Genomic DNA, 21440 nt, shown 5'->3' with positions numbered 1-21440 from the left:
CATTTCCTCGGCTTCAGGGACCAATCCGGGTCCGCTCGCTCTCACCCCCAGACATCGCCCGTGAGGTCGCTCGTGCCCAATCCGCTCGCACCCGCCTGGCTCACCGAGCCGCAGGACCCGAACGCGCTCGCGCCGAGCGTGTGGTCGCGCAACTCCCGGCGCAACGACGCCGGCGAACTCGAGATCGCCGGCATCCGCGCCACCGAGCTCGTCGAGCGCTTCGGCACGCCCGTCTACGTCGTCGACGAGGCGGATGCCCGTGCCCGCGCCGCCGAGATCCACGCCGCCTTCACGGGTGAGTTCGGCCGCGTCGGCACCACCGCGAGCGTCTACTACGCCGGCAAGGCGTTCCTCTGCACCGAGGTGGCGCGCTGGATGACGGCGGCGGGGCTCAACATCGACGTCGCGAGCGGGGGAGAGCTCGCCGTGGCCCTCGCCGCGGGCGTGGACCCCGCGCGCCTCGGCTTCCACGGCAACAACAAGTCCCACGGCGAGATCGACCGCGCGGTGCGCGTGGGCATCGGCACGATCATCCTCGACAGCGAGAGCGAGATCGGCGTCGTCGCCGAGGCCGCGGCGCGACACGGCGTGCGACAGCGGGTGCGGCTCCGCGTGAACAGCGGCGTGCACGCCTCTACCCACGAGTTCCTCGCGACGGCGCGGGAGGACCAGAAGTTCGGCATCCCGCTCGCCGACGTGCCGGAGCTCGTCACGCGCATCCGCGCCACCGACTCGCTCGACTTCATGGGGCTGCACAGCCACATCGGCTCGCAGATCTTCGACACCGCGGGCTTCGTGGAGGCCGCGCGCCGGCTGTTCCGCGTCACCGCGGAACTGCTCGAGGGCGGCCCCGTGCCCGAGCTCAACCTCGGCGGCGGCTTCGGCATCGCCTACACCTCCGCCGACGACGCCCCCGACGTGCGGGACATCGCCCGGTCCATGGCCGACATCGTGGCCACCGAGGCCGCGGCGCTCGGCGTCCCCCTGCCCCACATCGCCGTCGAACCCGGGCGGTCGATCATCGGCCCGTCCACGACGACGCTGTACACGGTCGGCACGATCAAGCCCGTGCTCGTCTCCGAGGTCGACGGCGACCCGGCGGAGCGCATCTACGTGAGCGTCGACGGTGGCATGAGCGACAACATCCGCACCGCCCTCTACGGCGCGGACTACTCCGCCCGCATCGTCTCGCGCTCCTCCGACGCCGACCCCGCGCTCGTGCGCGTCGCGGGCAAGCACTGCGAGTCCGGCGACATCGTCGTCGACGCCGAGTACCTGCCGCGCGACGTGCACTCCGGCGACGTGCTGGGCGTGCCCGCCACGGGCGCGTACTGCTGGTCACTCGCGTCGAACTACAACTACCTGACCCGTCCGCCGGTGGTCGCCGTCTCCGACGGCGAGGCCCGGCTCATCGTCCGCGGCGAGACCGAGGACGACCTGCTCGCCCGCGACATGGGAGTCCAGCGATGATCGAGTACCGCAATCTCCGGGTGGCCCTGCTCGGGGCCGGCAGCGTCGGCTCCCAGGTGGCCACGCTCATGCTCGAGCACTCCGACGAGCTCGCCGCGCGCATCGGCGCGGGCCTCGAGCTCATCGGGATCGCGGTGCGCAACGTCGACGCGCCCCGTCCCGACACCGTGCCCCGGGAGCTGCTCACCACCGACGCCGAGTCGCTCATCCTCGGCGCCGACATCGTCGTGGAGCTGATGGGCGGCATCGAGCCCGCCCGCAGCTACCTGCTGCAGGCGCTGAGCTCCGGCGCCGACGTCGTGACCGGCAACAAGGCGCTGCTCGCCAACCACGGACCGGAGCTGTTCGACGCGGCCGAGCAGGTCGGCGCGCAGCTCTACTACGAGGCCGCCGTCGGCGGCGCCATCCCGATCATCCGCCCGCTGCGCGACAGCCTCGCGGGCGACCGGGTTCAGCGCATCCTCGGCATCGTCAACGGCACGACGAACTTCGTGCTCGACCGCATGGACTCCGAGGGCGAGTCGCTCGAGGCCGCCCTCGCCGTCGCGACCGAGCTCGGCTATGCGGAGGCCGACCCCACCGCGGACGTCGGCGGCTACGACGCCGCGCAGAAGGCGGGCATCCTCGCGAGCCTCGCCTTCCACACCGTCGTGCCCGCGTCCGCCGTGCACCGCGAGGGCATCGAGGGAATCACCCTCGACACCGTCGTGCAGGCGCGGAACGGCGGCTACGTCGTCAAGCTCCTCGCGATCGCCGAGCGGATCGTCGATCCGATCTCGGGGGAGGACGGCGTCAGCGCCCGCGTCTATCCGGCGCTGATCCCGCGCACGCATCCGCTCGCCGCCGTCCGCGGCGCCAACAACGCGGTGTTCGTCGAGGCCGAGGCCGCCGGGCCGCTCATGTTCTACGGCGCAGGCGCCGGGGGAGTGCAGACGGCCTCCGCCGTGCTCGGCGACGTCGTCTCCGCCGCCCGCCGCCACGTCGCCGGCGGGCCCGGCGTCGGCGAGTCGACGCACGCCGAGCTGCCCGCGCTGCCGATCGACGCGATCCGCACGCGCTACCAGATCACGCTCTCCGTGGTCGACCAGCCCGGCGTGCTCGCGGCGATCGCGACCATCTTCAGCGAGCAGGGCGTCTCGGTCGAGGCCGTCCAGCAGGGCGCGCCGGGAGGCGACGACCCCACCGCTACCCTGGTGATCGTCACGCACGAGGAGACCGAGGCCGATCTGGCCGCGACCGTGCGGGAGCTTGAGAAGAGCGACGTCGTCACACGCGTCGTCAGCGTGTTGAGAGTCGAGGGACTGTGATGCCTGGTCAGATCGTAAGCCGGCAGTGGCGCGGCGTCATCCGCGAGTACGCGGACCGGTTGAACGTGACGGATGCCACCCCGGTCGTCACCCTGGGTGAGGGTGGCACGCCGCTCATCGAGGCGCACGCGCTGTCGCGCCGCACGGGCGCGCGCGTCTTCGTCAAGTACGAGGGCATGAACCCGACGGGGTCGTTCAAGGACCGCGGCATGACGATGGCGATCTCGAAAGCCGTCGAGCACGGTGCGAAGGCCGTCATCTGCGCCTCGACCGGCAACACCTCGGCATCCGCCGCCGCATACGCCACCTACGCCGGTATCACCTCCGCCGTGCTCGTGCCCGAGGGCAAGATCGCGATGGGCAAGCTCAGCCAGGCGATCGCGCACGACGCCCAGCTGCTGCAGGTGCGCGGCAACTTCGACGACTGCCTCGACATCGCCCGCGAGCTCAGCGCCAACTACCCCGTGCACCTCGTCAACTCGGTGAACCCCGACCGCATCGAGGGCCAGAAGACGGCCGCGTTCGAGGTCGTCGACGTGCTCGGCGACGCGCCCGACTTCCACTTCATCCCCGTCGGCAACGCCGGCAACTACACCGCCTACTTCCGCGGCTACCGCGAGGAGGCCGAGCGCGGCGTCGCCACGCGCCTGCCCCGCATGTTCGGCTTCCAGGCCGCGGGCTCCGCGCCGCTCGTCCGCGGCGAGATCGTGCGCAACCCCGAGACGATCGCGAGCGCGATCCGCATCGGCAACCCCGCCAGCTGGCAGCTGGCCCTCGAGGCCCACGAGGTGAGCAACGGCTACTTCGGCGCGATCAGCGACGAGAAGATCCTCGAGGCGCACCGCATCCTCTCCGCCGAGGTCGGCATCTTCGTCGAGCCCGCGAGCGCGATCAGCGTCGCCGGTCTGCTCGAGCGCTCCGCCGCGGGCGTCGTCCCCGCCGGGTCGACGGTCGTGCTGACCGTCACCGGGCACGGCCTGAAGGACCCGCAGTGGGCGCTGCGCAACGCCGACGGCGGCGACGTGCAGCCCACCTCGGTCGCCGTCGACGTCGCCGAGATCGCCGGCGTGCTCGGCCTCGGAGCCGGCGCGTGAGCGCGGTCGTCGGCCGCTCCGTCGCGGTCAAGGTGCCCGCGACGACGGCCAACCTCGGCCCCGGCTTCGACACGCTCGGCATGGCTCTCGCCCTGTACGACGAGCTCGAGGTGACCGCCGTTCCCGGCACCGGCGCGCGCGTCGAGGTGCACGGTGTGGGGGAGGGCTCCGTGCCCACCGACGAGACCAACCTCGTGGTGCGCTCCATCGCCCACGTCTTCGAGGTCGTCGGGCAGCCGCTGCCCGGGCTCGAGCTCGTGGCGCACAACTCGATCCCGCACGGGCGCGGCCTCGGCTCCTCGGGCGCCGCGATCGTCGCGGGCGTCATGGCGGCGAAGGGGCTGCTCGAGGGCGTCGTCGACCTCGACGCCGAGGCGCTGCTCACGCTCGCCAACGACATGGAGGGCCACCCCGACAACGTCGCCCCGGCCCTCTTCGGCGGGCTCACGATCGCGTGGGTTACCGACAACGGCCCGAAGTACAAGAAGCTCTCCGTGCACCGCGGCGTCTCGCCGGTCGTGCTCGTGCCCGAGGCGACGATGTCGACCGCCCTCGCCCGGAGCCTGCAGCCCGAGTCCGTGCCGCACCAGGACGCCATCTTCAACGTCTCCCGCTCGGCGCTGCTGATCGCCGCCCTCATCCAGAGCCCCGAGCTGCTGCTCGTCGCCACCGAGGACAAGCTGCACCAGAACTACCGCGCGAGCGCCATGCCCGAGACCTTCGACCTCGTCACCCGCCTCCGCGAGCGCGGCCTCGCCGCCGCCGTGTCGGGCGCGGGGCCGTCGATCCTCGTGCTCGGTAGCGACCCGGGGCAGCGCCTGCTCGCGCAGGAGATCGTCGCCGAGGCATCCGGTAACACGTGGCAGGCCCTCATGCTGGCCGTGGATATCAAAGGTGCTACAGTGGTGCCGCGATCCGCGACGAGTCCTGCTCACCCGTAGGCCCCCGGATCGCTTTTCAACAGCCGCTCGCTCGATCTCGGTAGCGAAATCCCCCCGGGACGGGCGTCGATCTCGAGAGAGCGGCGTCTCACCCTCCGCCTTCTGACGCGGAGGGCGAAAGGATCTCTTTCCAGTGTCTGATCTAGACGTCCGCCCCGAGGGCGCGGACTCTCACGCACGCCTGTCCGCGCTGCGCCTGCCGGAGCTCGTCGCTCTCGCCGCCCAGCTCGGCATCAAGGGTGCGTCCAAACTTCGAAAAGGAGAACTCGTGGCAGCAATCTCTGAAGCGCAGCCGGAGGACGCGGCGACCGTGACCTCGCCCGAGGGCGACGCGCCGGTCGACGAGCAGCCCGAGACCGACGGCGCGCCGGCCGAGGCCGCCGCCTCGGGCGACACCGTCGCCGCGGCTGATGCCGTTGCATCGGACGACGCCGCCGCGTCCGACGCCGCCGTCGCCGAGGAGGCGGGCGAGCCCGTCGCCGAGCCCGCCGTGGCCGAGGAGGCCCCCGCCGAGGAGCCGGCCGTCGAGGTCGCCTCCGAGGTGCCGGCACCCGCTGAGGAGGCCGCCGCTGCGACCGACGTCGCGCCGACCGAGGCCGACGCCGCCGTCGAGACCCCCTCCACCGAGACCCCCTCCACCGAGACCCCTGCCGCGGGCGAGGTCGAGACCCCGGCCCCCGACGCCGAGGGCGCTCCGGTCGTCGAGGCCGAGCCCGCCGCCGCGCCGACCAAGGCGCCCCGCCGCCGCTCGCGCCGCGCGACGAGCGCCGACGCGCTCTCCGCCGCGCCGAAGAGCGCCGCCGCCCACGTGAACAGCTCCGAGGTCGGCCTCGGCGAGGCCCCGGCGACGGATGCCGCGCAGCCCGCCGCCGACGCCGCATCGCTCGACCTCGCCGCCGAGCAGCCCGCTCCGGCCGAGCAGGCCGCGCAGCAGGACGCCCAGCCCGCCGCGACCGAGGGTCGGCAGCAGGGCGAGCAGTCCGCCGACCAGCCCGCCGAGGACGGCGACGCCGAGTCCGGCCAGCAGGACAACCAGCAGCAGCAGGGCGGTGGACGCCGTCGTGGCCGCAACCGCAACCGCAACAACGGCGGCGGCAACGAGCAGCAGCAGAACGGTCAGCAGCAGGCGCCGCAGCAGGGCGGCCAGCAGCAGGGTGGCCAGCAGCAGACCGCGCAGGAGCCCGAGCGCCAGCAGCAGGGCGGCCAGCAGGGCGGCCAGCAGGACGACGAGGGCCGCTCCGGCCGCAACCGCTACCGCGACCGCAAGCGCGGCCGCGGCACCGCGGGCGACGAGTTCGAGCCCGAGATCAGCGAGGACGACGTCCTCATCCCCGTCGCGGGCATCCTCGACGTGCTCGACAACTACGCGTTCGTCCGCACGAGCGGCTACCTGCCCGGCACGAACGACGTCTACGTCTCGCTCGGCCAGGTCAAGAAGTACAACCTCCGCAAGGGCGACGCCGTCGTCGGCGCCATCCGCCAGCCGCGCGAGGGCGAGAACCAGGGCCGCCAGAAGTACAACGCGATCGTCAGGATCGACAGCGTCAACGGGCTGCCCCTCGAGGAGCTCGGCAACCGCGTCGAGTTCAGCAAGCTGACCCCGCTCTACCCGCAGGAGCGTCTGCGCCTCGAGTCGGTTCCCGAGAAGATCTCGACCCGCATCATCGACCTCGTGTCGCCGATCGGCAAGGGTCAGCGCGGCCTCATCGTCTCGCCGCCCAAGGCCGGCAAGACGGTCGTGCTGCAGGCGATCGCCAATGCGATCACCCGCAACAACCCCGAGGTCCACCTCATGGTCGTGCTCGTCGACGAGCGCCCCGAAGAGGTCACCGACATGCAGCGCACGGTCAAGGGCGAGGTCATCGCGTCGACCTTCGACCGTCCCGCCGAGGACCACACGACCGTCGCCGAACTCGCCATCGAGCGCGCCAAGCGCCTCGTCGAGCTCGGTCACGACGTCGTCGTGCTGCTCGACTCCATCACCCGCCTCGGCCGTGCGTACAACCTCGCGGCCCCGGCATCCGGCCGCATCCTCTCCGGCGGTGTCGACTCGTCGGCGCTCTACCCGCCGAAGCGCTTCTTCGGCGCCGCGCGCAACATCGAGGACGGCGGCTCGCTGACGATCCTCGCCACCGCGCTCGTCGAGACCGGTTCGAAGATGGACGAGGTGATCTTCGAGGAGTTCAAGGGCACCGGCAACATGGAGCTGCGCCTCTCTCGTCAGCTCGCCGACAAGCGCATCTTCCCCGCCGTCGACGTCAACGCCTCCGGCACCCGCCGCGAGGAGATGCTCATGGGCGCCGACGAGGTCAAGGTCACCTGGAAGCTCCGCCGCGCGCTCGCCGGCCTCGACCCGCAGCAGGCGCTCGAGATCGTGCTCGGCAAGCTCAAGGAGACGCAGTCGAACGTCGAGTTCCTCATGCAGATCCAGAAGTCGCTGCCCCAGCCGGGGAACGGCCACGGCCACGGCGACAAGGATCACCACTAGGCCGTGTTCGAGTCGGTAGCCGTCCTGCTCGCTGAGCACGAGGACCTGCAGGCCCAGCTCGCCGACCCCGCCGTCCACGCGGACGCCGCCCGTGCGAGGAAGATCAACCGTCGCTACGCCGAGCTCAGCCAGATCGTGGCTGCGCACACGGCGTGGACGCAGGCGGTCGATGACCTCGACGCGGCCCGCGAACTCGCGAAGGACGACGAGGCGTTCGCCGAGGAGATCCCCGGCCTCGAGGCATCCGTGCTCGAGCGTCAGGAGAAGCTGCGTCGGCTCCTGATCCCGCGCGACCCCGACGACGGGCGCGACGTGATCATGGAGATCAAGGGCGGCGAGGGCGGCGCGGAGAGCGCGCTGTTCGCGGCGGACCTTCTGCGCATGTACATCCACTACGCCGAGTCGAAGGGCTGGAAGACCGAGCTCCTCGAGCGCGACGAGTCCGACCTCGGCGGGTACAAGAACGTGCAGGTCGCGATCAAGTCGAACTCGTCCGACCCGTCGCAGGGCGTCTGGGCGCACCTGAAGTACGAGGGCGGCGTGCACCGCGTGCAGCGCGTGCCGGCGACCGAGTCGCAGGGCCGCATCCACACCTCGACGACCGGCGTGCTCGTCTTCCCCGAGGTCGACGAGCCCGAAGAGGTCGAGATCAACCAGAACGACCTCAAGATCGACGTGTACCGCTCGTCCGGCCCCGGCGGCCAGTCCGTCAACACGACCGACTCGGCCGTGCGCATCACCCACGTGCCCACCGGCATCGTCGTGTCGATGCAGAACGAGAAGAGCCAGCTGCAGAACCGCGAGGCGGCCATGCGCGTGCTCCGCGCCCGGCTGCTCGCCCGCCAGCAGGAGGAGCTCGCCGCCGCGGCGAGCGACGCCCGCAAGAGCCAAATCCGCGGCATGGACCGCTCCGAGCGCATCCGCACGTACAACTTCCCCGAGAACCGCATCGCCGACCACCGCACCGGCTACAAGGCGTACGACCTCGACCGCGTGATGGACGGCGCGCTCGAGCCCGTCATCCAGTCGTGCATCCAGGCCGACGAAGAGGCGCGGCTCGCGGAGATCGGCGACCAGGGCTGAGCGTGACGACGAATGCCGCCGCGACGGCCGTCCCGCTGAGCGACGCGCTGCAGCGGGCGGCCGCCCGCCTCGCCCGCGCGGGCGTGCCCACGCCGGCCGTCGACGCCGAGCTGCTCGCCGGCCACCTGCTGGGACTCGGCCGGGGCGCACTGCAGGCGAAGGCGATCACCGGCGCGACGCTCGACGCCGCTCGTGCCGAGGAGTACGAGCGGCTCGTCGACCGCCGCGCCGCCCGTGAGCCGCTGCAGCACATCACGGGCGTCGCCGCGTTCCGCTCGCTCGAGCTCGCGGTCGGACCGGGCGTCTTCGTGCCGCGGCCCGAGACCGAGCACGTCGCGCAGCTCGCGATCGACGCCCTGCGCGCGGTGCCCGTCGAGCACCCCGTGGCAGTCGACCTCGGCACCGGGAGCGGCGCCATCGCGCTCGCGCTCGCGACCGAGGTGCCCCACGCCTCAGTCGTCGCGGTCGAGAACAGCGTCGACGCGTTCGTGTGGACGAAGCAGAACGCGCAGACCGTCGGCGCCGCGAACCTGCGGCTCGTCTTCACCGATCTCGCCGAGGCCCTCCCGGAGCTCGACGGGGGAGTCGACGTCGTCGTCTCCAACCCGCCGTACATCCCGGATGCCGCGGTGCCGCGCGACCCCGAGGTGCAGCGTTTCGACCCGCCGGCCGCACTCTACGGCGGCGAGGACGGCCTCGACGTCGTCCGCGCGGTGTCACGCACGGCGCTCCGGCTGCTTCGGCCGGGCGGTCTCGTCGTGATCGAGCACGGCGACTCGCAGGGCCCGGAGATGGCGGCACTGCTGCGCGCCGACGGCTGGACCGCGGTCGCCACCCACCAGGACCTCACCCGCCGCGACCGCGCGACGACGGGCCTCGCCCCGCTCCGCTGACCCGCCCACCCGTCGGTCGAGTAGCGCGCACAGCGCGCGTATCGAGACCCTCGCACCCCGTGAGGCCGCGCACCCCGTGAGGCCGCGCACCCGCGCGGCCCCTCACGCCCGCCCTACGACGCCAGCCGTCCGCGCTCCCGCGCGAACTCCTCGATCGCCGTGAGCAGGGCGGCGGCGTCCCCGTCGTACCGGTGTGCCGTGACGCCGATCGAGCGCGCCCCGTCGACGTTGATCTGCAGGTCGTCCGCGAAGAACGTCGTCTCGGGCCGGCCCCCGTGCGCCGCGATCGCCCGCTCGAACACCTTGGGATCGGGCTTACGGGCCCCGTACTCGCTCGACGTGTGCAGGTGCTCGCCGAAGATCGGCACGAGCAGCGGCGCGACCGTCGGCAGGTACTTGCCGAGCAGCGGGCCGTTGTTGGTCAGCAGCGTGACGTCGCCGAGCTCGGCGGCGCGGGCGGCGGCGGCGATGGACTCGTGGTCGGGCGTCATGCCGTTCGAGCGGTACCGGATCCAGTCCTCGGCCGAGATGTCCGACTCCATGGCGCGCTGGAAGGCCGACAGGTACTCGTCGGCGTCGGCGAAGCCGCCGGCCTCGGCCTTCAACTCGCCGTCCTCGTGCCACCAGCGCCGCCGGAGTTCGTCGAGGTCGTAGCCCAGATGCTCCGTCAGGTGCGCCATGCGCACCCGGAAGTCGTAGCGGTAGAGCACGTCGTCCATGTCGAAGACGAAGAGCAGCGGCATCCGTTCCTTTCCGCCGCGGCGGGTGGCCACGATCCTTCTCACGCTACCCGGACTACGATTGGCTCGTCATGGCAGAGGTCTACGACTGCTCGAATCCCACCGAGCTGCTCACCGGAATGCGGCTCGCGCGTCAGGCGATCGGACGCGGCGAGCTCGTCGTCATCCCCACCGACACCGTCTACGGCGTCGCCGCCGACGCGTTCTCGCCCGACGCGGTGCAGCGGCTGCTCGACGCCAAGGGGCGCGGACGCACGTCCCCGCCCCCGGTGCTCATCCCCGACGAGGCGTCGCTCGGCGCCCTCGCCGAGCGGGTGCCCGAGAAGGTGCTCGACCTCGTGCGCGCGTTCTGGCCGGGAGGACTCACGGTGATCCTTCCGCAGCGCCAGACGCTCGACTGGGACATCGGCGAGACCCAGGGCACCGTCGCCCTGCGCGTGCCGAAGAACCCCGTCGCCCTCGAACTCCTCCGCGAGACCGGCCCGCTCGCCGTGTCGTCCGCGAACAAGACCGGTGCCCCCGCCGCCCGTACCGCGGCCGACGCGCAGGCGATGCTCGGCGACTCGATCGCCGTGTACCTGAACGACGGGGGAGCGGGAACGGACTACGAGCAGGACTCCGGCCGCGACAGCTCGACGATCGTCGACGCCGTCCGGTTCTCCGCCGGGCGCGGCGGCCTGCGCATCGTGCGCCACGGCGTGATCTCCGACGAGGCGATCCGCGACGTGGTGGGCGACGCGCTCGAGACCGACGCCACATGACCCGCTACGCCCTCGTCGCCGGCATCGCCTTCCTCATCGCACTCGTCTTCGCGGCGGTGATCTGGCGGCTGAGCCATCGCTACCGGCTCTACCCGGCGATCCGCGAGCGCGACGTGCACACCCGCCCGACCCCGCGCCTCGGCGGGGTCGCGATGTTCCTGGGGATCGTCGTCGCGTTCCTCGTCGCGTCGCAGGACGAGTTCTTCGACCTCGTCTTCGTCGATCCCGGCCCCGCGCTCGGACTGCTCGGCGGCGCGCTCGTCGTCGTGCTCGTCGGCGTCGCCGACGACATCTGGGACCTCGACTGGCTGACGAAGCTCGCCGGTCAGATGATCGCCGCGGGCATCCTCGTCTGGCAGGGCATCGCGATCGTCTCGCTGCCGATCAACGGCATCACGATCCTGCCGCCGTACCTCAGCCTCGCCCTCAGCGTGCTCGCGATCGTGCTCGTGATGAATGCGATCAACTTCATCGACGGGCTCGACGGCCTCGTCGCCGGAGTCGCGATCATCGCGAACTCCGTCTTCTTTCTCTACACGTACATCCTGTCCCGCGTCATCGGCGACACCGAGTACTTCAACCTCGCCTCGCTGACGAGCGTCATCCTGCTCGGGGCGTGCGCCGGCTTCCTGCCGCTCAACTGGCACCGCGCGAAGCTCTTCATGGGCGACGCCGGCTCGATGCTCGTCGGCCTGCTCATGGCGGCCAGCGCGATGAGCGTCACAGGTCAGATCGACCCGATCTTCCTCGGCGACGACGCGAGCCTCCTGCTGCCCGCGTTCATCCCGATCGTGCTGCCGTTCGCCGTGCTCGTCGTGCCGCTGCTCGACTTCGGCCTCGCGATCGTGCGCCGCCTGCTCGCCGGCAAGTCGCCGTTCTCCGCCGACCGCAAACACCTGCACCACCGGCTGCTCGACATGGGGCACTCCCACCTGCACGCGGTGCTCATCTTCTACGCCTGGACGACCGTCGTCTCCGTCGGCTGCCTGCTGTTCCTCGTCACCGTGTGGTGGTGGGCCGTCGCCTTCATCGCGATCGGGCTGCTGATCTGCACCGTCGTGACACTCGCCCCGCTCTCGCGCCGCAAGGCCGTCGAGTACCTCGCCCAGAGCCGCCGCGACCACGAGCCGGTCGGCCCCTCGCCCGAGTTCGACGGGCTCGACGCGGCCGCGCCGCTCGAGGACCACGACGAGCAGCGCATCGTCGCCGAGCACGAACGGGCCGTGACCGGCTCGATCCCGATCATCCGCCCAGAAGGAACCCGATGAACGACACCCTCGCCTTCCGCCGCGCCCTCTGGTTCGGACTCGCCGTCGCCGGAGCGGTCGCCCTGATCGGCGCCGTCGTCGGGGGAGTGGTCGCCGGAACCGACGGCGTCATCAGCGCCGTCATCGGCGGGCTCATCGCCGCGTTCTTCACGTCGATGTCCGCGGGCACGGTGCTGCTCGGCATCCGCCTCACCCGGCACGACCCGGCGAGCCCGCTGTTCTACGCCGTCATCCTCGGCGGCTGGATCGCCAAGTTCGCGGTGTTCGTGCTCGCGATGGTGCTGCTGCGCGACGCGCCCTTCGTGCAGCCGACGGTGCTGCTGATCTGCGTGCTCGCCGCCGTCGTGCTGAGCGTGGGGGCCGACGTCGTCGCCGTGCTCGGCACCAAGGAGACCTACGTCGCCGGCCTCAAGCAGGCCCAGGCCGCGAAGGCCGCGCCGACTCCCGGAAGCGCCTCGACCGAGGCGAGGACGACGGATGACGGTGGGCAGCACCCCTGAGTGCCCGCTAGACTCTTCTACGGGCCGTAGAAGACCTTGCACAGCGTGCAGTTCCGGTAACTGCAACTCTTGGTAGAGTTTCCTGCGACTACGCCGCGCCCGTTCCGGAGCGCGAAGAACCACCACGATAATCCGCGCGTCCCGGGGACTGCGCCCAGATACAGGAGATAGCGCTGCTAGCTACCGCCCTTACCCTTCTGGCCCCCGTCGCCGTCCTCGCCGAGGAGCACAGCGAAGAGGGTTACCACCCGCCGAGCCTCGGAGAGTTCTTCCCGCAGGCGATCTTCTTCGACGGCACGCCGTTCGAGATGAACCGCATCGTGCTGGTCAAGCTCCTCGCGACCGCCGTGCTGCTGCTGCTGTTCTGGCTGGGCCTGCGCCGCGCGAGCCTGGTGCCCGGACGCGGCCAGAACATCGTCGAGGTCGCCCTCGGCTTCGTGAAGACGCAGTTCGCCGACGAGGTGCTGGGCGAGAAGATCGGCCGGCGCTACCTGCCGGTCCTCGCCTCGATGTTCTTCGGCATCCTCGCCCTCAACATCACGGGCATCATCCCGCTGCTGAACATCTCGCCGAACGCGATCTTCATCACGCCGTTCCTCTTCGCGATCCTCGCGTACGTGACGTTCATCTACGCGGGCTTCAAGGAGGTCGGACCGGGCAAGTTCTTCAAGAACTCGCTGTTCCCCTCCGGCGTGCCGGCTCCGATCTACATCATCCTCACGCCGATCGAGCTCATCAACATCTTCCTCGTGCGGCCGCTCTCGCTCGCCCTGCGACTCACGCTCAACATGATCGTCGGGCACCTCCTGCTCGTCCTCTGCTTCGGTGCGACGCACTTCTTCTTCCTGCAGGCCGACGGGCTCGACAAGCTCTTCGGCATCCCGACCCTCATCGGCGGAATCGTCTTCACCCTGTTCGAGCTGCTCGTCGCGGTTCTCCAGGCCTACGTCTTCACGCTGCTGACTGCTGCTTACATCGAGCAGTCGGTATCTGAGGAACACTGATCGACGGATCCGATCTCGGATCCGCCAACCGGAAGGAAAAACGCAAGTGGAAATTGTCGGCAACCTGAACACCATCGGTTACGGTCTCGCCGCGATCGGCCCCGGCATCGGTATCGGCATCGTCGCGGGCAAGACCGTCGAGGCCATGGCCCGTCAGCCTGAGATGGCCGGCACGCTGCGCACCACGATGTTCCTCGGTATCGCGTTCACCGAGCTCCTGGGCCTCATCGGCGTCGCGCTCTTCTTCATCGGCTGAGGAACCTGATGCCGATCACCGTTCTGGCGGAGGGTGAGGCGCCCGAGGGAATCGGGATCTTCCTCCCCGCTATCTACGACATCGTCTGGTCGCTCGTACCGTTCCTGCTGATCGTCGGCTTCTTCGTGTTCTACGCGGTCCCGCGTTTCACGAAGATCCTCGACCAGCGTCGCAACGTCATCGAGGGCGGCATCGAGCGTGCCGAGAACGCCCAGGCCGAAGCCCAGAAGCAGCTCGACGAGTACAACCGTCTGCTGGCCGAGGCTCGCCAGGAGGCCGCGGGCATCCGCGAGCAGGCCCGCCAGGAGGGCGCCAAGATCCTCGCCGAGCTCAAGGAGCAGGCGAACGCCGAGGCCGCCCGCATCACGGCGAACGCCCACGCGCAGATCGAGGCGGAGCGCCAGGCGGCGCTGCACTCCCTCCGCGGTGAGGTCGGATCGCTCGCGATCCAGCTCGCCGGCGGCGTCATCGGTGAGTCGCTCACCGACGACCGTCGCTCGACGGCCCTGGTCGACCGGTTCCTCGCGGACCTCGAGGCCTCCGAGGCGGCTTCCGCCACCGGTGGCTCCGTCGCCGTGCAGCGAGGCAAGGCGGGAATCTGAATGGGCTCCGCCAGTAGGGAAGCACTCGCCGCCTCGCGTGCGGCGCTCGAATCGGGCGCCGTCACGCCGGCGACGGGTGCTGACATCCTCGCGGCCGTCCGCGTGATCGACGGGTCGGCGCAGCTGCGCAACGTGCTCGCCGATCCAGCGATCGGCGGGGCCGACAAGGGCGGCATCGTCGACCGCATCTTCGCGTCGATCGACGCGGAGGCGCGGCGAGTGCTCACCGTCGCGGTGAGCCAGCGCTGGTCGTCGCAGAACGAACTCGTCGAGGGGCTCGAGGAGCTCGGCTTCCGCGCCGTCGCTTCGGCCGCTCCCGAGGGCGAGTCGATCGAGTCGCAGCTGTTCACCTTCCAGCGGGCCGTCGCGAGCGACGCCCGCCTCGAGCTCGCGCTCGGGTCGCGGCTGGGCGACGCCCAGTCGAAGGTGCGCCTCGTCGACTCGCTGCTCGCGGGCAAGGCCGGCGCCGGCACGCTCGCCATCGTGCAGCACCTCGTGCAGCACCCGGGTTCGCGTCGCACGAGCGAGGCGGTCCGTCACGCGGCCGCCATCGTCGCCGACCACTCGGGCATGCAGGTCGCCACGGTCACCTCCGCTGCGCCGCTGGCGAACGAGCAGGTGGAACGCCTGCGCGCCGGACTGGCCGCGAAGTATGGTCGGCCGGTACGCATCAACCTGCTCATCGATCCGTCCCTCATCGGGGGCGTCCGCGTGCAGATCGGCGACGACGTCATCGACGGCAGTGTCGCGTCGAAGCTGAACGACCTCAGGCTCCAGCTCGCCTCGTAGGCGAGAACCATCAGTTAGGAATCGAGATGGCAGACATCACCATCAGCCCGGACGAGATCCGGGGGGCTCTGCAGGACTTCGTCAAGTCCTACGAGCCGAGCCAGTCGACGACGACCGAGGTCGGTGTCGTCACGGATGCCGGCGACGGCATCGCCCACATCGAGGGCCTCCCCAACGTGATGGCCAACGAGCTCATCCGCTTCGCGGACGGCACGCTCGGTCTCGCGCAGAACCTCACCGAGGACGAGATCGGCGCGATCGTGCTGGGCGAGTTCTCGGGCATCGAGGAGGGCCAGCAGGTCACCCGAACCGGCGAGGTCCTCTCGGTCCCCGTCGGCGACGGCTACCTCGGCCGCGTCGTCGACCCGCTGGGCAACCCGATCGACGGACTCGGCGAGATCGCGAGCGAGGGCCGTCGCGCCCTCGAGCTCCAGGCGCCCGGCGTCATGGCGCGTAAGAGCGTGCACGAGCCGATGCAGACCGGCATCAAGGCGATCGACGCCATGATCCCGATCGGTCGCGGCCAGCGTCAGCTCATCATCGGCGACCGCCAGACCGGCAAGACCGCGATCGCGATCGACACGATCCTCAACCAGAAGGCCAACTGGGAGTCGGGCGACCCGAACAAGCAGGTGCGCTGCATCTACGTCGCGATCGGCCAGAAGGGCTCGACCATCGCGGGCGTCCGCGGTGCGCTGGAGGAGGCCGGCGCGATGGAGTACACCACCATCGTCGCCTCGCCCGCCTCCGACCCGGCCGGCTTCAAGTACCTCGCCCCCTACACCGGTTCTGCCATCGGCCAGCACTGGATGTACGGCGGCAAGCACGTCCTCATCGTCTTCGACGACCTGTCGAAGCAGGCCGAGGCCTACCGCGCCGTGTCGCTGCTGCTCCGCCGCCCGCCGGGCCGCGAGGCGTACCCCGGCGACGTGTTCTACCTGCACTCCCGTCTGCTGGAGCGTTGCGCCAAGCTCTCCGACGAGCTCGGCGCCGGATCGATGACCGGTCTCCCGATCATCGAGACCAAGGCGAACGACGTCTCGGCCTACATCCCGACCAACGTGATCTCGATCACCGACGGCCAGATCTTCCTGCAGTCCGACCTCTTCAACGCCAACCAGCGCCCCGCGGTCGACGTCGGAATCTCGGTCTCGCGAGTCGGCGGCGACGCCCAGGTCAAGAGCATCAAGAAGGTCTCCGGAACGCTTAAGCTCGAGCTGTCGCAGTACCGCTCCCTCGAGGCCTTCGCGATGTTCGCGTCCGACCTCGACGCGGCCAGCCGTCGCCAGCTCGCCCGCGGTGAGCGTCTGACCGAGCTGCTCAAGCAGCCGCAGTACTCGCCGTACCCGGTCGAGCAGCAGGTCGTCTCGATCTGGGCCGGCACCAACGGCAAGCTCGACGAGGTCCCCGTGTCCGACATCCTGCGCTTCGAGCGCGAGCTGCTCGACTACCTGGGTCGCAACACCGAGGTTCTCAACCGCCTGCGCGAGACCAACGTGCTCGACGACGACACCGTCAGCGAGCTGACGCAGGCGATCGACAAGTTCAAGCTCGAGTTCCAGACGGGCGAGGGCAAGCCCCTGGCATCCGTGGGCAAGGAGGTCTTCGAGGCCGCCGAGCCCGAGGACGTCCAGCAGGAGCGCATCGTCAAGAGCCGACGCTGAGCGGCACGGTAGGACAGGGAAGATAACGGCATGGGAGCGCAGCTTCGCGTCTACCGGCAGAAGATCCGTTCTGCCCAGACGACCAAGAAGATCACGCGTGCGATGGAGCTGATCGCGGCTTCTCGCATCCAGAAGGCGCAGGCGCGCGTGCGCGCCTCGGAGCCGTACTCGCGTGCCGTCACCCGCGCGGTCTCGGCCGTCGCGAGCTACTCGAACGTCGATCACATCCTCACCACGGAGCCGGAGAAGGTCACGCGGGCAGCCGTGCTGATCCTCTCCTCCGACCGCGGACTGGCGGGGGCGTTCAACGCGAACGTCCTCCGCCAGGCCGAGGAGCTCACCGCTCTGCTGCAGAGCGAGGGCAAGGAGGTCGTCTACTACCTCGTCGGGCGCAAGGCGGTCGGGTACTTCAACTTCCGCAAGCGTGCCTTCGAGAAGGAGTGGACCGGCGGCACCGACAGCCCCGAGTTCGACACCGCGCAGGAGGTCGGCGCGACCCTGGTCGAGCGTTTCATCCAGGACACCGCGGAGGGCGGCGTGGACGAGATCCACATCGTCTACAACCGCTTCGTCTCGATGATCACGCAGACCCCCGAGGTCGTCCGCCTGCTCCCGCTCGAGGTCGTCGAGGGTGTCGAGACGCCGGGGGAGCACGACCTGCTCCCGCTGTACGACTTCGAGCCCGGGGTCGGCGACGTGCTCGACGCGCTGCTGCCCGTCTACATCGAGAGCCGCATCTTCAACGCGATGCTGCAGTCGGCCGCCGCGAAGCACGCGGCCACTCAGAAGGCGATGAAGTCCGCGAGCGACAATGCGGACACGCTGATCCTCGACTACACCCGCCTCGCGAACAACGCGCGTCAGGCGGAGATCACCCAGCAGATCTCCGAGATCGTGGGCGGCGCGGACGCCCTGAGCTCGAGCCGCTAGACCATAGAAGAAGCCTGACTTTCGGAAGAGATGGCATGACTACGACAATCACTGAAGAGACGACGGCCGCGGGCGCGCCCGCCGCCGTCGGGCGCGTCGCCCGGGTCACGGGCCCCGTCGTCGACATCGAGTTCCCGCACGACTCGATGCCGGAGATCTACAACGCGCTCCAGACCACCATCAAGATCGGCGAGACGGAGTCGGTGCTGACCCTCGAGGTCGCTCAGCACCTCGGTGACGACGTCGTCCGCGCCATCGCCCTCAAGCCCACGGACGGTCTCGTCCGCGGCCAGGAGGTCACCGACACCGGCGAGCCGATCTCGGTTCCCGTCGGCGACGTCACCAAGGGCAAGGTCTTCAACGTCATCGGCGAGGTCCTCAACGGCGAGCCCGGTGAGAAGCTCGAGGTGACCGAGCGCTGGCCGATCCACCGCAAGCCCCCGCGCTTCGACCAGCTCGAGTCGAAGACCCAGCTGTTCGAGACCGGCATCAAGGTCATCGACCTGCTCACCCCGTACGTGCAGGGTGGCAAGATCGGCCTCTTCGGTGGTGCGGGCGTCGGCAAGACCGTCCTCATCCAGGAGATGATCCAGCGCGTCGCGCAGGACCACGGTGGTGTGTCGGTGTTCGCCGGCGTCGGCGAGCGCACCCGTGAGGGCAACGACCTCATCCACGAGATGGAGGAGGCCGGCGTCTTCGACAAGACCGCGCTGGTCTTCGGTCAGATGGACGAGCCGCCGGGGACGCGTCTCCGCGTCGCCCTCTCGGCGCTGACGATGGCGGAGTACTTCCGCGACGTGCAGAAGCAGGACGTGCTGCTCTTCATCGACAACATCTTCCGCTTCACGCAGGCGGGCTCCGAGGTGTCGACGCTGCTCGGCCGCATGCCCTCCGCGGTGGGCTACCAGCCGAACCTCGCCGACGAGATGGGCATCCTGCAGGAGCGCATCACCTCGACGCGCGGCCACTCGATCACCTCGCTGCAGGCGATCTACGTGCCGGCCGACGACTACACCGACCCGGCCCCGGCCACGACGTTCGCTCACCTCGACGCGACGACCGAGCTCAGCCGTGAGATCGCCTCGCGCGGTCTTTACCCGGCGGTGGACCCGCTGGCCTCGACGAGCCGCATCATGGACCCCCGCTACCTGGGCGAGGACCACTACCGCGTCGCGACGAGCGTCAAGCAGATCCTCCAGAAGAACAAGGAGCTGCAGGAGATCATCGCGATCCTCGGTGTCGACGAGCTCAGCGAAGAGGACAAGATCACGGTGTCGCGTGCGCGCCGTATCCAGCAGTTCCTCTCGCAGAACACCTACATGGCGAAGAAGTTCACGGGCGTCGAGGGTTCGACCGTCCCGCTGAAGGAGACCATCGAGTCGTTCGACGCCATCGTCAAGGGCGAGTTCGACCACGTCGCCGAGCAGGCCTTCTTCAACGTCGGCGCGATCAGCGACGTCGAGGAGAAGTGGGCGCAGATCCAGAAGGAGAACGGCTGACATGGCCGAGCTCACGGTGAGCGTCGTCTCCGCTGACGCCGAGGTCTGGACCGGCCCTGCCACGCAGGTGTCGGCCCGCACCACGGAGGGCGAGATCGGCATCCTGCCCGGGCACGAGCCGATCCTCGCGATCCTCGGCGCCGGCGAGGTGCGCGTGAAGGGCACCGACGGAGTCTGGATCAAGGCGGATGCCGCCGACGGATTCCTCTCCGTCGAGAACGACACCGTCACGATCGTCGCCCGCCACGCCGCGCTGGCGTAGCCCGACATCACACACGACACGCGCCGAGGCGGCTACCGCCTCGGCGCGTTCGTCTGTCCGGAAGGCATCCGAATGCTGCTGATCCTGCCGCCGAGCGAGACCAAGCGCGACGGGGGAGCGGAGGGTACCTCGCTCGAGGTCGAGGCGCTCTCGTTCCCGTCGCTGACGAAGACCCGGCGCACGGCGCTTGCCGCCTTGCGCAAGCTGTCCCGCAATCTCGCGGCTGCGAACGCCGCGCTCGGGCTCGGGCCCAACGGTCGCGCCGAGATCGAACGGAATCGAGCGGTCACCTCGTCGCCGGTGATGCCGGCGCTCGAGCGGTACACGGGCGTGCTCTACGACGCACTCGACGCGAGCACCCTGACGCCTGAAGCACGGCGCCGGGCAGGGGAGCACGTCGTCGTGGCATCCGCGCTCTTCGGACTGCTCGGAGCCGACGATCCCATTCCCGCCTACCGTCTGTCGCACGACTCGAAGCTGCCCGAGGTCCGCATCGCACAGCTGTGGAAGCAGCCGGTCGCCGACGTGCTGGCCGCGACGCCGGGGCTGATGCTCGATCTGCGCAGCGAGTCGTACGTCAAGCTCGGTCCCGCGCCGCAGCGCGACGACGTGTTCTACGTCCGCGTCGTCTCCGTCGGTAAGGACGGGCGTAAGCGGGCGCTCAATCACTTCAACAAGAAGGGCAAGGGCGAGTTCGTCCGGGCCCTGCTCGAGAGCGGGACCGTCACCGACGACGTGGACCAGCTCATCGCCTGGGCGGCGACCGCCGGCATCGAGTTGCGCATCGTCGAACCCGGCGTGCTCGAGCTCACGGTCTAGCGGGTCCGATCCGTTCGGATGCGCCGCGCCCAATCGGGGAAGCGTTGCTCGGGTGCGCGCGGAGTCCACCGTCCGAGACTCGAGCGCGGCTCGATGCCGTCAGCATCCGGGGGAGTGGGTGCTCCACCTGCTCGAGCACGTTTGACGGTCATTATGCGACGGCTTGGTGCCGTGTCGGGTGGGGCCGACGGCGCGAATCCGCTCGGGCGGGGTGTTCAGTGGTTCCGGGCTGTCGCTCATCCATGGCTGTCCGAGCGAGGGGATACCCGCCCGGTCTGCCCGCATGGAGGGGTCCGCGAATCGGGATGGTCGCGCTGAATGCCGTACCCGGGTGAGGGAAGCGCCCGCCCGCCCGGGGCTTGCTCGACCGAGCGCAGCGGTTCCCAGTACCGCGCCGGCTCCTCCCGCTTCGCGCTCGCGGGCTGGCTCCGGGGGGAGCGATCGACGCGGTGCTCTCGGGTGCTCCGCTCGCTGCGCCGCCCCGGTGAAGCCGCGCTTCCCGCGACCGCTGTCGACAGGCGCGACACGCCCGGGATGCGCCTGGCTTGCTCGTCGCCGCGGAGCGACCTAAAGTATTTACTCGTCGCCCCAAAGGTGCGGGAAGCGGAAGAGCTTCTCGGCCTCAAGCGGGACCAATCCTCTCCCTCCTTCGGATCCTCGGGTCCGGTCCGGATCTTGCGAGCCGGAGGAGATCGGAGTTACGATTGACAGCCCTCCTGAACGGATAGCCACTGTGTGGTGGTCCTGGGAGTGGTGTTGGATAGTTGCCCTGAAGGCCAGCATGCCGTGTTCGGTGTGGTGAAGGTCAGGTGCGTCCGATCCTTGAGAACTCAACAGCGTGCACAATGTCAATGCCAATTACCTCGTCACCTGCTCTTTGAGTGGGTGTGAGATTCCTTTGGATTGATTGATTGTCAGTATGACGATCTTCAGTCAGCATCAAACTCGCAGCATGGTCGGCCTTTTCCCGGTCGTTGTGTTGCACTTGTTTTTTACGGAGAGTTTGATCCTGGCTCAGGACGAACGCTGGCGGCGTGCTTAACACATGCAAGTCGAACGGTGATGCAGAG

The 21440-nt window shown here is 69.8% G+C and carries 20 protein-coding genes and 1 rRNA gene; 20 read left to right on the top strand and 1 reads right to left on the bottom strand.

Features of this window, described 5'->3' with window-relative positions; genetic code table 11:
• The first annotated feature begins 72 nt into the window (after positions 1-72).
• The 7 genes from lysA (at position 73) to prmC (ending at position 9276) form a co-directional block, all read left to right on the top strand.
• The gene (gene lysA, locus JUB10_RS00105; protein WP_307859018.1) at positions 73-1470 is read left to right on the top strand and encodes a diaminopimelate decarboxylase; all 1398 of its coding nucleotides are present in this window, start codon (positions 73-75) and stop codon (positions 1468-1470) included.
• Positions 1467-2777: a homoserine dehydrogenase gene (locus JUB10_RS00100; RefSeq protein WP_207453113.1), complete on the top strand. Its 1311-nt coding sequence runs from the start codon at positions 1467-1469 to the stop codon at positions 2775-2777. The genes lysA and JUB10_RS00100 overlap by 4 nt, the downstream gene beginning before the upstream one ends.
• Entirely contained in the window at positions 2777-3871 is a 1095-nt protein-coding gene (gene thrC, locus JUB10_RS00095) for a threonine synthase (RefSeq protein WP_207453111.1), read from the top strand. The genes JUB10_RS00100 and thrC overlap by 1 nt, the downstream gene beginning before the upstream one ends.
• The gene (thrB, locus tag JUB10_RS00090; protein ID WP_207453109.1) at positions 3868-4812 is read left to right on the top strand and encodes a homoserine kinase; all 945 of its coding nucleotides are present in this window, start codon (positions 3868-3870) and stop codon (positions 4810-4812) included. The genes thrC and thrB overlap by 4 nt, the downstream gene beginning before the upstream one ends.
• 133 nt (positions 4813-4945) lie before the next feature.
• Positions 4946-7300 (top strand): transcription termination factor Rho, encoded by a 2355-nt coding sequence (gene rho / locus JUB10_RS00085; protein WP_207453107.1) that lies wholly within the window; start codon positions 4946-4948, stop codon positions 7298-7300.
• 3 nt (positions 7301-7303) lie between these two features.
• The gene (prfA, locus tag JUB10_RS00080) at positions 7304-8383 is read left to right on the top strand and encodes a peptide chain release factor 1 (RefSeq protein ID WP_207453105.1); all 1080 of its coding nucleotides are present in this window, start codon (positions 7304-7306) and stop codon (positions 8381-8383) included.
• A 2-nt stretch (positions 8384-8385) separates the two neighbouring features.
• Complete coding sequence (gene prmC, locus JUB10_RS00075) at positions 8386-9276, top strand: peptide chain release factor N(5)-glutamine methyltransferase (RefSeq protein ID WP_207453103.1); 891 nt, start codon at positions 8386-8388, stop codon at positions 9274-9276.
• Positions 9277-9389: 113 nt separating this feature from the next.
• On the opposite strand, the gene JUB10_RS00070 is transcribed toward prmC, so the two are convergent.
• Positions 9390-10049 (bottom strand): HAD family hydrolase, encoded by a 660-nt coding sequence (locus JUB10_RS00070; RefSeq protein ID WP_307859017.1) that lies wholly within the window; start codon positions 10047-10049, stop codon positions 9390-9392.
• Positions 10050-10087: 38 nt separating this feature from the next.
• Here JUB10_RS00070 and JUB10_RS00065 point away from each other — a divergent pair, with 38 nt between their 5' ends.
• The 13 genes from JUB10_RS00065 to JUB10_RS00005 all read left to right on the top strand — a co-directional run.
• Positions 10088-10777, top strand: coding sequence for an L-threonylcarbamoyladenylate synthase (locus JUB10_RS00065; protein WP_207453102.1), 690 nt, complete (start codon positions 10088-10090; stop codon positions 10775-10777).
• Complete coding sequence (locus JUB10_RS00060) at positions 10774-12045, top strand: MraY family glycosyltransferase (protein ID WP_207453101.1); 1272 nt, start codon at positions 10774-10776, stop codon at positions 12043-12045. The genes JUB10_RS00065 and JUB10_RS00060 overlap by 4 nt, the downstream gene beginning before the upstream one ends.
• On the top strand, positions 12042-12545 hold the full coding sequence (locus JUB10_RS00055) for a hypothetical protein (RefSeq protein WP_207453100.1): 504 nt from the start codon (positions 12042-12044) through the stop codon (positions 12543-12545). The genes JUB10_RS00060 and JUB10_RS00055 overlap by 4 nt, the downstream gene beginning before the upstream one ends.
• A 158-nt stretch (positions 12546-12703) precedes the next feature.
• Positions 12704-13549 (top strand): F0F1 ATP synthase subunit A, encoded by an 846-nt coding sequence (gene atpB, locus JUB10_RS00050; RefSeq protein ID WP_307859078.1) that lies wholly within the window; start codon positions 12704-12706, stop codon positions 13547-13549.
• Between the two features lie 46 nt (positions 13550-13595).
• Positions 13596-13805: an ATP synthase F0 subunit C gene (gene atpE / locus JUB10_RS00045; protein ID WP_207453099.1), complete on the top strand. Its 210-nt coding sequence runs from the start codon at positions 13596-13598 to the stop codon at positions 13803-13805.
• Between the two features lie 8 nt (positions 13806-13813).
• Positions 13814-14407 carry a F0F1 ATP synthase subunit B gene (locus JUB10_RS00040; RefSeq protein WP_207453098.1) on the top strand — a complete coding sequence of 198 codons (594 nt, stop codon included), beginning with the start codon at positions 13814-13816 and terminating at the stop codon, positions 14405-14407.
• Complete coding sequence (locus JUB10_RS00035; RefSeq protein WP_207453097.1) at positions 14408-15196, top strand: F0F1 ATP synthase subunit delta; 789 nt, start codon at positions 14408-14410, stop codon at positions 15194-15196.
• A gap of 26 nt (positions 15197-15222) precedes the next feature.
• A complete protein-coding gene (gene atpA / locus JUB10_RS00030) occupies positions 15223-16860 on the top strand; it encodes a F0F1 ATP synthase subunit alpha (protein ID WP_207453096.1) in 1638 nt (545 codons plus the stop codon).
• 30 nt (positions 16861-16890) lie between these two features.
• Positions 16891-17790 carry a F0F1 ATP synthase subunit gamma gene (locus JUB10_RS00025; protein ID WP_207453095.1) on the top strand — a complete coding sequence of 300 codons (900 nt, stop codon included), beginning with the start codon at positions 16891-16893 and terminating at the stop codon, positions 17788-17790.
• A 35-nt stretch (positions 17791-17825) separates the two neighbouring features.
• Positions 17826-19289, top strand: a complete 1464-nt coding sequence (atpD, locus tag JUB10_RS00020; RefSeq protein WP_207453094.1) for a F0F1 ATP synthase subunit beta — start codon at positions 17826-17828, stop codon at positions 19287-19289.
• Between the two features lies 1 nt (position 19290).
• Positions 19291-19551 carry a F0F1 ATP synthase subunit epsilon gene (locus tag JUB10_RS00015; protein WP_207453093.1) on the top strand — a complete coding sequence of 87 codons (261 nt, stop codon included), beginning with the start codon at positions 19291-19293 and terminating at the stop codon, positions 19549-19551.
• A 72-nt stretch (positions 19552-19623) separates the two neighbouring features.
• Positions 19624-20370, top strand: a complete 747-nt coding sequence (locus tag JUB10_RS00010) for a YaaA family protein (protein WP_207453090.1) — start codon at positions 19624-19626, stop codon at positions 20368-20370.
• Between the two features lie 991 nt (positions 20371-21361).
• A 16S ribosomal RNA gene (locus tag JUB10_RS00005) occupies positions 21362-21440 on the top strand; the annotation flags it as partial.

Origin of the sequence: Desertivibrio insolitus, from assembly GCF_017355965.1 — a bacterium.
Taxonomy (GTDB): Bacteria; Actinomycetota; Actinomycetes; order Actinomycetales; family Microbacteriaceae; genus JAFIQW01.
This window is presented reverse-complemented; position numbering and strand designations above follow the sequence as displayed.